The 13,634-nt window shown below is 43.3% G+C and carries 11 protein-coding genes; 2 read left to right on the top strand and 9 right to left on the bottom strand.

All coding sequences use genetic code 11. From position 1 onward, the window contains the following. Both CO692_RS14660 and CO692_RS14655 read right to left on the bottom strand, forming a co-directional pair. The gene (locus CO692_RS14660) at positions 1-648 is read right to left on the bottom strand and encodes a bifunctional 4-hydroxy-2-oxoglutarate aldolase/2-dehydro-3-deoxy-phosphogluconate aldolase (protein ID WP_005229908.1); all 648 of its coding nucleotides are present in this window, start codon (positions 646-648) and stop codon (positions 1-3) included. 110 nt (positions 649-758) lie between these two features. Then, positions 759-1,511, bottom strand: a complete 753-nt coding sequence (locus CO692_RS14655; protein ID WP_026008086.1) for an IclR family transcriptional regulator — start codon at positions 1,509-1,511, stop codon at positions 759-761. A 151-nt stretch (positions 1,512-1,662) separates the two neighbouring features. Here CO692_RS14655 and CO692_RS14650 point away from each other — a divergent pair, with 151 nt between their 5' ends. Then, positions 1,663-2,403: a MurR/RpiR family transcriptional regulator gene (locus CO692_RS14650; protein WP_096742554.1), complete on the top strand. Its 741-nt coding sequence runs from the start codon at positions 1,663-1,665 to the stop codon at positions 2,401-2,403. 18 nt (positions 2,404-2,421) lie between these two features. On the opposite strand, the gene CO692_RS14645 is transcribed toward CO692_RS14650, so the two are convergent. From CO692_RS14645 to recQ, 5 genes are all read right to left on the bottom strand, one after another. Beyond that, the gene (locus CO692_RS14645; RefSeq protein ID WP_226818162.1) at positions 2,422-3,795 is read right to left on the bottom strand and encodes a gluconokinase; all 1,374 of its coding nucleotides are present in this window, start codon (positions 3,793-3,795) and stop codon (positions 2,422-2,424) included. Positions 3,796-4,015: 220 nt separating this feature from the next. Then, positions 4,016-5,347 (bottom strand): 6-phospho-alpha-glucosidase, encoded by a 1,332-nt coding sequence (locus CO692_RS14635; protein ID WP_096742877.1) that lies wholly within the window; start codon positions 5,345-5,347, stop codon positions 4,016-4,018. Continuing rightward, the gene (locus CO692_RS14630; protein WP_015509929.1) at positions 5,347-6,975 is read right to left on the bottom strand and encodes a PTS transporter subunit EIIC; all 1,629 of its coding nucleotides are present in this window, start codon (positions 6,973-6,975) and stop codon (positions 5,347-5,349) included. The genes CO692_RS14635 and CO692_RS14630 overlap by 1 nt, the downstream gene beginning before the upstream one ends. A 162-nt stretch (positions 6,976-7,137) precedes the next feature. Further along, positions 7,138-7,641: a hypothetical protein gene (locus CO692_RS14625; protein WP_096742552.1), complete on the bottom strand. Its 504-nt coding sequence runs from the start codon at positions 7,639-7,641 to the stop codon at positions 7,138-7,140. Positions 7,642-7,697: 56 nt separating this feature from the next. After that, a complete protein-coding gene (gene recQ / locus CO692_RS14620) occupies positions 7,698-9,464 on the bottom strand; it encodes a DNA helicase RecQ (RefSeq protein WP_096742551.1) in 1,767 nt (588 codons plus the stop codon). Between the two features lie 118 nt (positions 9,465-9,582). Between recQ and CO692_RS14615 the strand changes: the two genes are divergently transcribed. After that, positions 9,583-10,698 carry an NAD(P)/FAD-dependent oxidoreductase gene (locus tag CO692_RS14615; protein ID WP_096742550.1) on the top strand — a complete coding sequence of 372 codons (1,116 nt, stop codon included), beginning with the start codon at positions 9,583-9,585 and terminating at the stop codon, positions 10,696-10,698. 90 nt (positions 10,699-10,788) lie between these two features. Here CO692_RS14615 and CO692_RS14610 read toward each other — a convergent pair whose 3' ends face one another. Continuing rightward, the gene (locus CO692_RS14610) at positions 10,789-11,799 is read right to left on the bottom strand and encodes a plasmid pRiA4b ORF-3 family protein (protein WP_096742549.1); all 1,011 of its coding nucleotides are present in this window, start codon (positions 11,797-11,799) and stop codon (positions 10,789-10,791) included. A 66-nt stretch (positions 11,800-11,865) separates the two neighbouring features. Beyond that, on the bottom strand, positions 11,866-13,404 hold the full coding sequence (locus CO692_RS14605) for a zinc ABC transporter substrate-binding protein AdcA (RefSeq protein WP_015509936.1): 1,539 nt from the start codon (positions 13,402-13,404) through the stop codon (positions 11,866-11,868). Between the last annotated feature and the right edge of the window lie 230 nt (positions 13,405-13,634).

Genomic DNA, 13,634 nt, shown 5'->3' with positions numbered 1-13,634 from the left:
TTACTTTCCTCGAATCTCTTTTAATTTTGCCGCATATTGTTTCGCTACTTCTGTTACTTTGTCAAAATCCCCACTTGCTGCTGGCGCTAACAAATTCCCCCCTACACCAACGGCTACGACACCCGCCGCAAACCATTCTTGCATGTTGTCTAAGCTGACACCACCGGTCGGCATAATGTTTAATTGTGGCAATGGTGCTTTGAAGGCCGAGATGATACTTGGTCCATACGCACTACCCGGGAATAGTTTAATGATATCTGCGCCTGCTTTTAAGGCGTCCTTCATTTCTGAAATGGTCATGCAACCAGGCAGATACGGGATTTGATATAAATTACATAATTCAGCCGTTTCTTGATCAAAGGTTGGGCTTACCACATATTGTGCTCCTGCCATGATCGCTAAGCGAGCGGTCACTGCATCAAGAACGGTCCCAGCACCAACGACTACCTCTGGATTATCTTTGAAGGTTGCTACTAATTCAGCGATTACATCCGCCGCTTGAGGCACTGTAAAAGTCAACTCAATGCCAGTGATCCCCCCTGCAACGATCGCTTTACTTGCTTGTAGTGCTTCTTCTTTTGAAGCGCCACGCACAACAGCGATCACGCCGCTTTCTTTTAGTTTCATTAAATTCGCTACTTTTTTCATTGAGACCCTCCATTTATTTCCTATTTGGAAAATGGTATTTATTATAAAGAAACTTACACGTTTATTATACCGTTCTCGTTTTTATTTGCAAGGGCTTTCCACTAAAAAGTTTATAATGCTTGTTCAATTTGTTGTTTTGTCGCAATAATCGCATCGATCAATGTCGATTTGTATTCTGGGGTCAAGCGGTATTTCGGTAGGCTGATAGAAAACGCCCCAACGATCTCCTGATCCTTTATGAGTGAGGCGCCGATGCAATAGATTTCTTGTTCCATTTCTTCATCATCAAACGCTACTTGGTTTTCTTTTGCCTGTTCCAATTCTTTCTTCAACTTCAACTGATTCGTAATGGTGTTTTCCGTATAAGCGGTTAAAGGCGTTGCTGCCAAATATTCTTCCACTTGAGGGGCATCAAACTCCGCTAAAACGGCTTTCCCCATGGCAGAACTATACAATGGTCTTGTGATCCCTACTTTGGAAGACATGCGGATCGTTTGATTGTGGGGCTCCAATTTATTGACATAAAGAATCTCATTAGCAGTCAAGACCCCTAAGTGGATCGTTTCATCCGCCGTTTTCTGCAATGCTTCCAAGTAAGGCAAGCTGATTTCCACTAAATCAAGCTCTTGAATGTTTTGATTGGCATACTTGATCAGCTTAGACCCTAAGCGATAATTCTTCTCTTTGTCGCGTTTGACATAGCCGATCATTTGCAGCGTTTCTAATATTTTCAAAGCTGTGGATGGGGTCAGTTTCGTTGCTTCTGAAATTTCTTGCAATGGTTTACTTGGCGCTTCTGCGAGATAATCTAAAATGGTTGCTGCTTTTAGTAGTACGGTTCCATATGGTTTTTGCGTCATCATTTCTCCACCTTTATTTTCTATATAAGAAATTATAATATCTTTTTAGGAAATGTACAATCTTTTTTCCTATATATCAGCATGACGCGATTCCCATTTTACTTTCTGTCGTTATTCATTGTATGATGAAGACAAGACAAAGGAGTGCCGAACAATGGACTTAAATGTATTAATCAAAGGAAAAAAATTGACTGACAATGAGTTGCAAATTCTTGATTATTTGCTTGCAAATACCGCTGCGATCGATGGACTGCCCTTAAGAGAAATCGCTAAAGCGATCTACACTTCCCCCGCAACCATCGTGCGGCTTGCGCAAAAATTGGGTTTTTCTGGCTATCTAGAGCTACTTTACTTCTTAAAGAATCGCTTGAAAAATCAGACTATCACTGAAGCCGCCATCGATTACCAAATTGACGCTGCCAGTATTGCAGATACGATCGACGCGATCAAAGAAATCTATGGACGAAACAAGGACAAGTTTATTACGATTTATGCAACAGGTTTTTCTGGGATCGTGGCAGAATACCTCCACAAAAAAATGCTTGTCAACGGCATCAAAACCTTATTAGTCAGTGCTTCTGACTCAGGTGGGATCATTAGTAACAACATCGAGAACATCAGTATGCTGATCACCATCTCTAAATCTGGCGAAACACAAAAAGTGCTGGAGAAGATGGCATTAGCCAATGAACATCACATACCAACTGTTTTGTTTTGCGGGAACGGTGATCATCGCGCCAATCAACTAGCGACCTTTTCCTTTGAAGTGACCGATGAACGCCCCTACGACACCCAAAACATCCAGTACACTAGCTTCTTTGGTAAACTGCTCTTATTGATGGAATATATCGTCGACGCTTTTACCCATGTTGAAAAAAAAAACCAGCAACCCTAGTGGATTGCTGGTTTTTTCTTATGCTTGAAAATAGGTTTTTGCCAGTTCTTGATAAAGCGCTTGGTTCTGCGGATCAGGAACAAATTTTTCATCTGGCTGATCTTGCCGCACAACAGAGCTTTTGTATAAATCATACAAGCCGAATATCGGTTCGTTTTCATCGGAAAGATAACAGGTCAGCCCCAACACATCCGCGGTCATTTGACCTAAAAGTTTTGTTTGAAAGAAACCACCACTTACAGTGACTGCCTCTTCCAACTGCGCCATTTGCTTTAATAAATCGATGTTCATCAGCATGCCTTCGATGACTGCCCGCAACATGTCTGAGCGATTGTGTTTCAGGGTCAAGCCAGAAAAGCCGCCTGTGATCTCATTTGTCCAAAAAGGTGCCCGCTCCCCGTTTAAATAGGGAAAAAAACGTAAGCCGTTACTGCCAATCGGCGACTCCTCCATGACTTGAGGCAGATAATGATAAAACGCATCAGGATCTTCTGATAAGGTCTCTTTTGCCCAAGCAAGGACACAGCCACCATTGTTTGAAGGTGCCCCTACGACATAGAGGTCATCTTGCAGATAGTAGCAAAAATTTTGTTTTTGGCGATCAAAGACGGTGGTCTCACTTACTTTACGAACCGCCGCACTGGTTCCGATCGTCAAGCTGTTGCGGATCCCAGTAGAAATATAGCCAGCATATGCTGCTAAACACCCATCGCTAGCCCCACACATCACTTCTACCTCAGGCTTCAAGCCACACCGCTGCGCCATCTCCTCGGTAATCAAAAAACGATCAGTCGGTGCACATAAAGGCGCTAACTGGGCTTTTGAAAGGGATAAATAATTGAGAATTTTTTGACTCCATTGCTTTTCTTTCAAAGAAAAAAGACCGGTCGCTGATGCGGTACTATAATCGATCCGTGCTTGTCCGGTAAACAACGCCATTGCTAGTTCTTTTAAGCCAAACCATTTCGTCTCTTTGGAATATGAACCATTTGTTTGAAAATAAGCAAGTTTCGCAAAGGGAGACATCGCATGGATCGGTGTCCCTGTCTCTTCATAAAACGTTGCCGCCAGATCCGTTTGACGAAAGGCCGTCATCGTTTGACTCGCTTGATTGTCTGACCAAATGTAAATCTCTTCTGCTGTCTCACCCTCCACTGGCATCAAGCTGTGCATGGCGGTACTGAACCCGATCACTGTGATTGCCGCTTTTAATTGAGCGGGAATCGTTGTGACACCACTGATCAATTGGCTACTGATCTGGGTCGCTGATTGGGTCTGTTTTAACCCGTGGCTATGGGTTTTGATTGGTAATGACTGTGAGTAAATGATTTTCCGATCTTCAATGACCCCAAATTTTATGGCTGTCGTGCCGATATCAATCCCTAAAAACATCGCATTGCTCCCTCTCATCTGATTCAATTAGCTTTATTCTACCATAGTTAGTGGCATATTCTAGTATACCTGTCTGATCGTTTTGTTGATAAGACGTTTCGTGGTGATTTTCTTCAAAGAATTATCCTTCCACAACAAAAATCAAAAAAGAGAAAGATTCTTGGAGAATCTTCCTCTTTCAGTTATCTAACCAGCGAATGTTTCGCAAATGTGAAACAATTCAAGACAATCCTGGCCAGTAATCACCATTTTCCGAGACCAAATCATCGAGTAACTCTTTGGCTACTTTTGCGCTAGGAATCGTTTTGGAAAGGCTTAACGCTTGCCACATTTTTTGATAGCTCTTTTCCACATATGCTTCGACCACTAATTTTTCCACAGTCACCTGTTGGAACATCAGCGCTTGTTGGAAGGCAGGAATTTTTCCTTGAGCGAGGGCTTCTGGTCCATCAGAACCAACGATACATGGCACTTCCACCATGGCATCATCTGGGAAGTTCGCAATCGCGCCGTTGTTTTCCACAATCATGACCATTCGCTCATGCGTATTAAAAGCGATGGCGCGTGCCAAATCAACGATAAAGGTTGCATGGGCATCAATCTCAAAGGCGATCCCTTCAGCAGATCCTTGGGCAGTGATCTTTTTGGCATGATCGAACACTCGTTTTTCCCGTCCTTCCATCACTTCATTGGAACGCGTATACTCTGGATGTTCTTTCATGTGTTCGTAGACGTAATCTGGGTATAAATAATACTTCAAGTACGTATTTGGCAGATATTCTGGTGTGAGCGCCAAGAGGTCTTTGGCTTTTTTGTGGGTGTCTTGCCAACTTGGGTCAGTATGTTGGGTATCCACTTCGATCTGCGTCAAATAGCCGTGTTCTGCAACGTAGTCACGAATGGTTTGAATGTACTCCGTGCCTTCTTTGTCTTTGACGCTGGTCCACCAGCCAAAATGATTCAAGCCAAAGTAGCGAACTTCTAGTTCCTCTGGCTGTTTGCCAATGATTTGCGACATGCGACGCAACGTGCCCACGGGCATGTCACAGATATTCAGAACCTTTGATTCAGGACGCAAGACCCGACATGCTTCAGCTACGATTGCAGCCGGATTGGAATAATTCAGCATCCAACAATCGGGGGAATATTTTTCCATGTAATCAATGATCTCCAGCATACCAGTGATGCTGCGCATCCCATAAGCGATCCCTCCTGGTCCACAGGTTTCTTGGCCAAAGACGCCATGACGCAAGGGAACTTTTTCATCTTTTTCCCGCATGTCATACTTTCCTACTCGGATATGCGCCATACAGAAATCGACATCGCTGAAGGCTTCTTCAGGATCCGTCGTAAACGAAAATTCGATTTGCGGTGCTTGTTCTTTTAATAAAATCGCTAGGGCTTCACCAAGGACCGCTTGGCGTGCTTCATCATTGTCGTATAGTTTCAGCTTTCTTAAAGGAAAGCGTTCTTGATTGTCAAGCAGCATCATAACGATTCCCGGGGTAAAGGTACTGCCGCCCCCTGCGATCACTACTGAAAAATTTTTCATCATTCAATCTCTCCTTCTCTTCCAAGATAATTTTCTAATTCTTCCCGCACTTTCGGCACGGTCAACCCGTAAACGACATGGACATTTTCACCGTTTTTGATCACGCCTTTGGCTTGTGTTTCGTCTTTTAGCAGTGCTTCATCCACGAGTTCAGGATCCTTTAGTTTTAAACGTAAGCGGGTATAGCAGTTGTCGATGGTTTTGATATTGTCATCGCCACCTAGCGCTTTGGTGATGATTGCTGAGATACTTGTTTCACTAGTTGGACTAGGGGCGGCTTGGTCACTCGCCATGACCCCGACACCTGCTCCAGCAAGTTGTTTTTCTTTGTACTCTTTCTTCGAATACAGTTTGGTCTCTGCCCCTTCTTCTTCACGCCCGACCGTTTTCAAATTCAGTTTCGTGATCAAAAAGCGGAACAAGAAGTAATAAAGAAAGAAGAAGACGACCCCGACGATCAAGTACACTGGCCAGCGAGTTTTCTCGATCCCTAAGGGCAAGTTGTACAAAAGAAAGTCGATGAAGCCATTCGGTCCGATGGCGCGAGAACCAAAGAGATTTAACGCCACCATGCTCAAGCCGCTAAGGGCAGAATGAATGACGAACAAAACAGGTGCCACGAACATAAAAGAAAATTCGATCGGTTCAGTCACACCTGCAATAAAGGAAGTCACAACTGCGGGAATCAAAATGGCTTTGACTTTGACTTTATTTTCTGGTTTTGCCGTTTGATACATCGCCAAACAGGCACCGATCAGTCCAAACATTTTTGAGATCCCACGAGCGTCCCAAATGACACTTTGCGATAATACGCGGACTGCTGGGTCAGCAATTTCCGCAAAATAAATATTCCGTGCCCCTTCAAAGACTTGACCGCCAACTTCTGCGACACCGCCTAATGAAGTATACAAAAACGGCGTGTAGATCAAGTGATGCAAGCCAGTTGGAATCAATAAGCGTTCTAGCGTACCATACAAGAAGATACCAAAGTTGCCCGTTTGTTGAATGATGCCCCCTAAACCGTCAATGCCAGTTTGTATTACTGGCCATACAAACGTGGAAACGATGGCTAATAACACGACGACCGGAATCAAGACAATAAAGACGAAGCGCGCGCCACCATAAACTTGAAAGGCATTGTTAAAGGTCGTATCGATGAAACGATTGTGGACCAATGCCACGACGATTCCTAAAATGATGCCAAGAAAGACCCCCATATCCAGCACTTGGATCCCTAAAACGATCGCTTGCCCTGAACCTTGAAGTGCATCGGCTGGAACCAACATCCCCCGAAGCTCCATGAATTTATTCATGGCATTTAAGAAGACGAAATATCCCAACAACGCGGTAAATCCCGCTTCAGCCTTTTTCTTATTGGCTAGCCCTAGAGCGATCCCAACACAAAAAATAATGCCTAAATTGGTTAAAATCGGTAATAAGGAAGCGGATAAGATACTACCAAAACCGGTGGTTATCGGATTATCCAAAAAAGGAAACTGCTCAAGCAAGCGGACATTTGTAAACACATTCCCAACGGCAATCAATATCCCTGCGATCGGCAAAATCAAAACGGGCACAAACATTGCCTTGGAGAATTTCTGCATCGCATCCATCACTTTTTCTTTCATTGAGGAAACTCCTTTGTAGTTGATTTGTAGGTTCATTATAGGAAACATTTGTTACTAATAGAATAGCAAACGTTTTCAATTCAATGCGTTTCAAAGATTGGAACATGTTTCATCCTGTCTACTTCCTTGCTAGTGGCGAATACAAGCAAAAAACAGAGTGAATCAAGATTGATCCACTCTGTTTAGATGCAACACTTTTTGATAAAAATACAAGGGCCCAGACAGACAAAACAGATAGAAGATACTTGGTGCTGATTGCCATGTGAAGAAATAGCCGATCGCTGCTAGGACTAAAATTCCGATCCCTTTATGGTAGTGCATCATCGTAAAGAAAAAACTACTACGAAAAAGGTCAAACAGGTTTTGCCGATCTTGCAATTTTGATTGCATCACATACAGGTTAATGTTGTAGGACAACAAAAATGTAAGAAAAATGATGGTCAAAAAAGAGAAAAACAATGAATTCGTCAAAGCAGCAGAACGCCACAAGCTGAGTCCGCATAAAAATGAGAAGAGATTGAAGACCCCTAATGGTAGGGTCTTCAACAATGCGTTTTTGCTGTTTTTCAAGAAGGGGCGTAGCAGTTTTGCTTCCGTTGGTAAGTGAGTATCCAAAGAAAACCAAAATGCTTGATCTGCAGCTACTGCCGGTCGAATCGTAATCACTGATGTTTAGTCCCTTCCTGCTGTCTTTTTAGTCTTATCTTAAAAAATTGTCTATTTTAGTCACTTTCCGTCTTTTCGTATTCAGAAAGCAATGCTAAAAAGGCGTCGCCATACTTATCCAACTTGTTTTGGCCAACTCCTTTGATCTGTAAAAACTCGATCGGCGTTTTTGGTTGAACTTCCGCCAATTCTCGTAGTGTTTTATCAGAAAAAACCACATACGGCGGCAAATTTTGTTCTTGTGCGAGATTCAATCGTAAGGTGCGCAGTTGATCGAATAGCTCATCATCCACCACTAACTGTTTGACTTTGGTTTGTTTTCTATAAACTTTTGCTTTTCCAAGCAACACATCAATCCCCGCATTGGTCACACTTAACAACGGGTATTGCCCTTCAGACGGCAAAAGATACCCTGATGCTGTTAAATAATCGATCAGCTGATTGACTTCCTTTTGGGACCAATCTTTCATTAATCCATAAGTTGGTAACTTTTCAAAGCCCCACTGTTTGACTTTTTGATCGCCTGAGCCAGTTAGCACTTTCCCCACCAAGGCTTTCCCAAAGCGTTCGCCCATTCGTTTCACACATGACAACACTTTTTGTGTATCCACTGTGATATCCACTTGTTCTCTTTCATCAAGACAATTGCTGCAACGACCGCAATCGGGACCATCTTCTCCGAAATAACGCAAAATATAGCGCTGCAAACACAGTTGGGTATGTCCGTATTGGCTCATCTCCCGCAACTTCAAGTATTCGTTTTGGCGATAAAGAATGTCTGATTCGGATTGATCGATAAAGAATTGCTGGATCTGCATGTCTTGCGGCGCATAAAGCAAGATCGCATCACTAGGTTCCCCATCTCGTCCAGCACGTCCTGCTTCTTGATAATAAGACTCCAAATTACCTGGTATCTGGGCATGGATCACGAAGCGGACGTTGCTTTTGTTGATTCCCATTCCGAATGCATTGGTGGCTACCATCACTTGTAGGCGGTCATAGAGAAATTCTTCTTGGAAAAAGGAGCGCTCTTCTTCTGAAAGCCCGCCATGGTAATACCCGACTGACACGTGTTCATGCTTCAACAGGTGATAGATTCGTTCCACTTCTTTGCGGGTGCTGGCGTAAATAATACCTGATTGTCCTTGGTTCATTTTCAAATACGTCGTTATGTAGGTATCTTTTTGATCCTTGACGACTTGAAAAGCCAAATTTTCCCGCGTAAAGCCGGTCTTGACTTGATTTTCAGCTGGAATCGAAAGTAAATTTTCGATATCTTCGGCAACTTTGGGCGTAGCTGTTGCGGTAAGGGCTACGATCGTTGGCTTTTGTTCCCAATTGTCGATCGTTTCGGCGAGCCGCAGATAGCTCGGGCGAAAATCGTGCCCCCATTGGGAAATACAGTGGGCCTCATCAACGGCTAACAAAGCGATCGGCATCTGCCGCAGCGAATAGCGAAAAGCTTCTGAGTCCAGACGTTCTGGAGAAACGTACAGCAGCTTGATTCGTCCTTGGCGAGCTTCTTGCAAGCGTTGATTGATCTGTGCTCCTGTCAAGGAAGAATTGATGTAAGCAGCAGAGATCCCCATATCAACGAGGCTGTCTACTTGATCTTTCATTAAAGAAATCAAAGGGGAAATGACCAAGGTGACCCCATCCAGCAAGAGCGCTGGCAACTGATAACAAATCGATTTCCCGCCACCAGTAGGCATGATTCCCAAAACATTTTGTTGTGTTAAAATAGATTGAATAATCGTCTCTTGACCTTCACGAAACTGTGAATAGCCAAAATGTTCTTTTAAGACTGTTTGAATAGTTTGCATAATACCCTCTTTTCCATTTCCTTATTATACGCAATTAAGTACGCAAAGAAAACGGCATTAAGAGAACTTTCGCTTTTTATTCGCTTTTCATTGAAATCAACCAAAGGAGTCTTCTACTATGAAAAAAGTTGTGATTATCGGCGGTGGGATCATTGGATTGACCCTCGCCAATTATCTTGATAAAACCAAATTTGACGTGACTGTCGTTGATTCACTTATCGGACAAGCAACGTCTGCTAGTGCTGGCATCATCTCCCCTTGGCTCTCCAAACGCCGCAATAAAAAATGGTACCAGCTTGCACAAGACGGTGCCGCGTTTTTCCCACAATTGGTGCGGGATTTTGCTTTAGATGAATCCATCTATGCCCCCTGTGGCACGTTGGTGGTGCGTCCCGAAAACGCGCTTCAGGAGCTAGCAGATCTGGCTGTGAGTCGCCGCAAAGAAGCCCCAGAAATCGGCGAGATCGAGTTGCTGACAGGACCACAAACCAAAGAGGCACTGCCATTATTGAAGGAAATGTCCTCATTACGGATCTCAGGAGGTGGTCGTTTAGATGGTCGTGCTTATCTTGCGCACGTAAAAGGAGTTGTCTTACAGCAGCAAGTGACTTTTATCGAAGAAAAAGCCGAGATTTTAAGAAAAGATAGCCATTGGCAAATCAAAGCAAAGGATCAACTCCTTGAGGCGGAGGTTCTTTGTCTGACAGCTGGACCTGGATTGTTAGACTTGTTATCACCTTTGGGGTATCACGTTGATATTCGTCCGCAAAAAGGCCAATTGCTTTCCTTTGCTGCCAACTTGCCGACAGATAATTGGCCAGTCGCCATGCTAGAGGGTGAAGGCGACTTGATCCCCTTCTCAAATGGTCAAATTTTATTAGGCGCTACGCATGAAAATGATGCTGGTTGGGATCTGACGCCTACGGAAGCTGCCAAGCAGCAATTGATGACAGGAATCGGTGCTTTTCTTGAAGATCCCGAAGCACTCTTTGCCACGCCTGTGACCATGCGCGTTGGCACACGTGCCTATACTTCTGATTTTGCGCCGTTCTTTGGGGAAGTGCCTGATGAAACGAATTTGTTCGCCGCCAGTGGACTTGGTTCTTCTGGGTTAACGACCGGGCCTTATATCGGTTATCTCCTAGCCAATCGGCTCAATGATGGACGATCTCAAACCAAAAACTTCTCGAGCTACACAAAACCGATGACAGAATATATCAAGAAGCGTCTTTGACAGAAGACTAAAAAACCACCAGAACCGCTAGGGTCTGGTGGTTGTCATTGATAGTCTTGCAAAATTACGGTACAGTCTTCTAGCTGATCGCTAAACATATTCTCCTGTTTCCCAATAATCGAGTAACATTTCATTGATGATCTCGCGATCCAATGGTTCTCGGAAATCGTCATCAAAGGCATCTTCAATTGGAACGTAGCCAACAGCTTTGATACAAACTGGAACGACGGGATCTGGGTGATCTTCTGTGGTCAACACTTTTTCAATTTTGATCTTATGTGTCCAATCTGCCCCCATATCATAAATGTAGGTCATGGACTTGCAATACTGAAAATCTTGGTCAATACCGGAAGCATCCGTTGGTACGGAATTGCCTAAGCCGATCGATTTCGAACCGGCAATAAACAAGTACAAATGTTGATTCATCCACTCAAAGGCAATCTGGATCAAAATATGCAGCTGCTCATAAGTCAGCCCTGCAGGAATGATCAAACGACGCCAAATTGGCGGACGGTATCCTTCTAAATCAATACGGATCTGATAGGCGACTGGTCTATTCGCCGCTTCATCAAAGGCCGTATGTTTCGTTGGAAATGGGACGATTTTTGGCGAGATTGCAGCAATACGCGGGTCATCAACGGGCAATAGTTCATGTTCTTCAGGATCGGTGTCTTGAATCATCGCTAACATCGCTTCTTTCTTTTCAGCTGACCAAAACTGGGGTTTGGACATCCGTGCGAAAAAGATAGGTTGTTTTTCAGCCAATACAAAGGCGATTTCTTGGTATTGTGATTTGGTGATATGCTTTTCTTTATACATGCAGTAATAAAAGTCTTCAATGGCTGTTTTGGCAAACGGAAGAAAATTTAAACTGTACGGTACTTCTTGAGGCAGCATTTCGGTATACACCGATTCGACAAAGACTTTGTCTTTTAATTTAGTCATGCCACCATCTGTTTCCGCGCAAAAGATCAAGTAAAAAACAGGATCTAAGTAGTGTTCAAGATCGTCGTCACTAACCACACTTGGTCCGCCATACAAATCAACGTGATCCATCATACGGTCAATCACTTTCGCTAATTTCTTCAATGTTTTTTCCAAAAAAATTCTCGCTCCTTCCTATCAAGTTTACTTTGACGAAAAGAGCGAGGATTGTCAATCTTTTTTTTAATGGGAAAGCATTTCCTGTGCAATTTCTAATCCGCTCATCCCAGTTGGATAATAGGTTGGCCAATGATCCATTTCTTCTAATAAGGCTTCATGACTATCATTGCCGAAGTAGATATGGAAATGATGGGACGCACTTGGTGCGATCATATGGTCGCTGAATTGGATGTATTTGAATGCCGCATCTTCGTCAGTGCTTTCAAACAAGAAACGTACGCCCCGATTCCCAGCGGAATAGTTCAAAATCTCTTTGCCAGTATACACATAATTTGCTTCTTTCTTCGTACCATCATCGAAGATAAACGTCATTGTATTGTCTGTGATCTTGATCTGAGCAACATCTGTTTGATAACCGGTCGTATAATACTCTTTGTATTCGTCAGCCGTCATTTTCTTGTCCATTTTTGCTTTATAATCAAACACTTGGTCTAATGTTCCGTCTTGTAAAAATGGATATACGGATTGCCATTCTCCTGCCCAATCAGATAAGGGACGATCTTGAACATCTGCATCCTCGAAATAGCCGTTATAAACCGTTTTTTCTTTTTCGGCTTCCGCTATTTCTTTGTCATTTGCTACATCGGTCGTTTTTCTCAAGGCATCACGGTTTTGTTCCATGATCGAAATATAGTCTTCCCCGTTATCCATTTGTTCTTGGGTCAACCCTTCTAATGGATTCAAGACAGCCAGTTCGACACCTGCTTCTGAAGCTAACGTTCGTGCAATACTGTCTTTGGCATTTTCTTCAAAGTAAATCGTTTGGATACCTGTTTCTTGAACGAACTCTTTTAGTTCTGCGATTCGTGAAGCGGAAGGTTCCTCGCTTGGTGAAAGACCAGAGATCGGTACTTGGGTCAACCCATATTCCAATGCCAAATAACCAAAAGCTGCGTGCTGGGTCACGAAGTGATTTTGCGCTGGATTGCTAAACGCTTCTTCATAAGACGCATGAAGCTCTTGTAACTTCGCTAAATAATTCGCAGCATTTTCTGCAAAGGCTGTTGCTTTCGCTGGATAAGCCTCACTTAGTTGGTCACGGATCGCCTCTACTTGTTTCATGGCTAAGCTTGGTGCTAACCAAACATGGGGATCCAATTCATGGGAATGACCATCGTCGCCATGATCGTGGTCATGATCATGATCCTCGTCTCCTGGAAGTAAGACCATTCCTTCTGTGGCTTTGACCACTGTCACATCGCCATCATTTAACGTAGCTTCAATCGAAGGAACCCACATTTCCATGTTTTCATTGTTGTAGACAAAGACATCCGCATCTTGGATCTTTGCCATGTCCTTTGCAGAAGGTTCGTAGTCGTGGGAATCAGTGCCTGCGGGCATCAATAATTCGACCTGCCCTTCCTCCCCTACGACTTGGCGTGTAAAATCATACATCGGATAAAACGTGGCCATGACCTGAATTTGTTCATTCTCAGAAGAGGCGTTTCCTGACTGCTCCGTAGCGTCAGATCCACCTTGACCACAGGCAGCCAATGCGAGGGCTACTGCTGATAACATCGTTATTTTAAAAAACTTCTTCATTTTCTAACTACACTCCTTTTATTTTTCCTCTTTTTCTTTCCCTTGGTAAAATACTGATAAATCAATTACGATTTATAAAAACAAAACGTAACGTTTACGTTTTACCATCGGTTTTATACTTTACACAACTATTTGCAACCTGTCAACCGCTTTTTCACTTGTTTTTTTATATGTAAAAACCTTCATATGTACCACCACAGATATCAGTGAAGAAATTTCCTTGAAAGACT

Source organism: Enterococcus sp. FDAARGOS_375 (genome assembly GCF_002393265.1).
GTDB lineage: Bacteria > Bacillota > Bacilli > Lactobacillales > Enterococcaceae > Enterococcus_D > Enterococcus_D innesii.
This window is presented reverse-complemented; position numbering and strand designations above follow the sequence as displayed.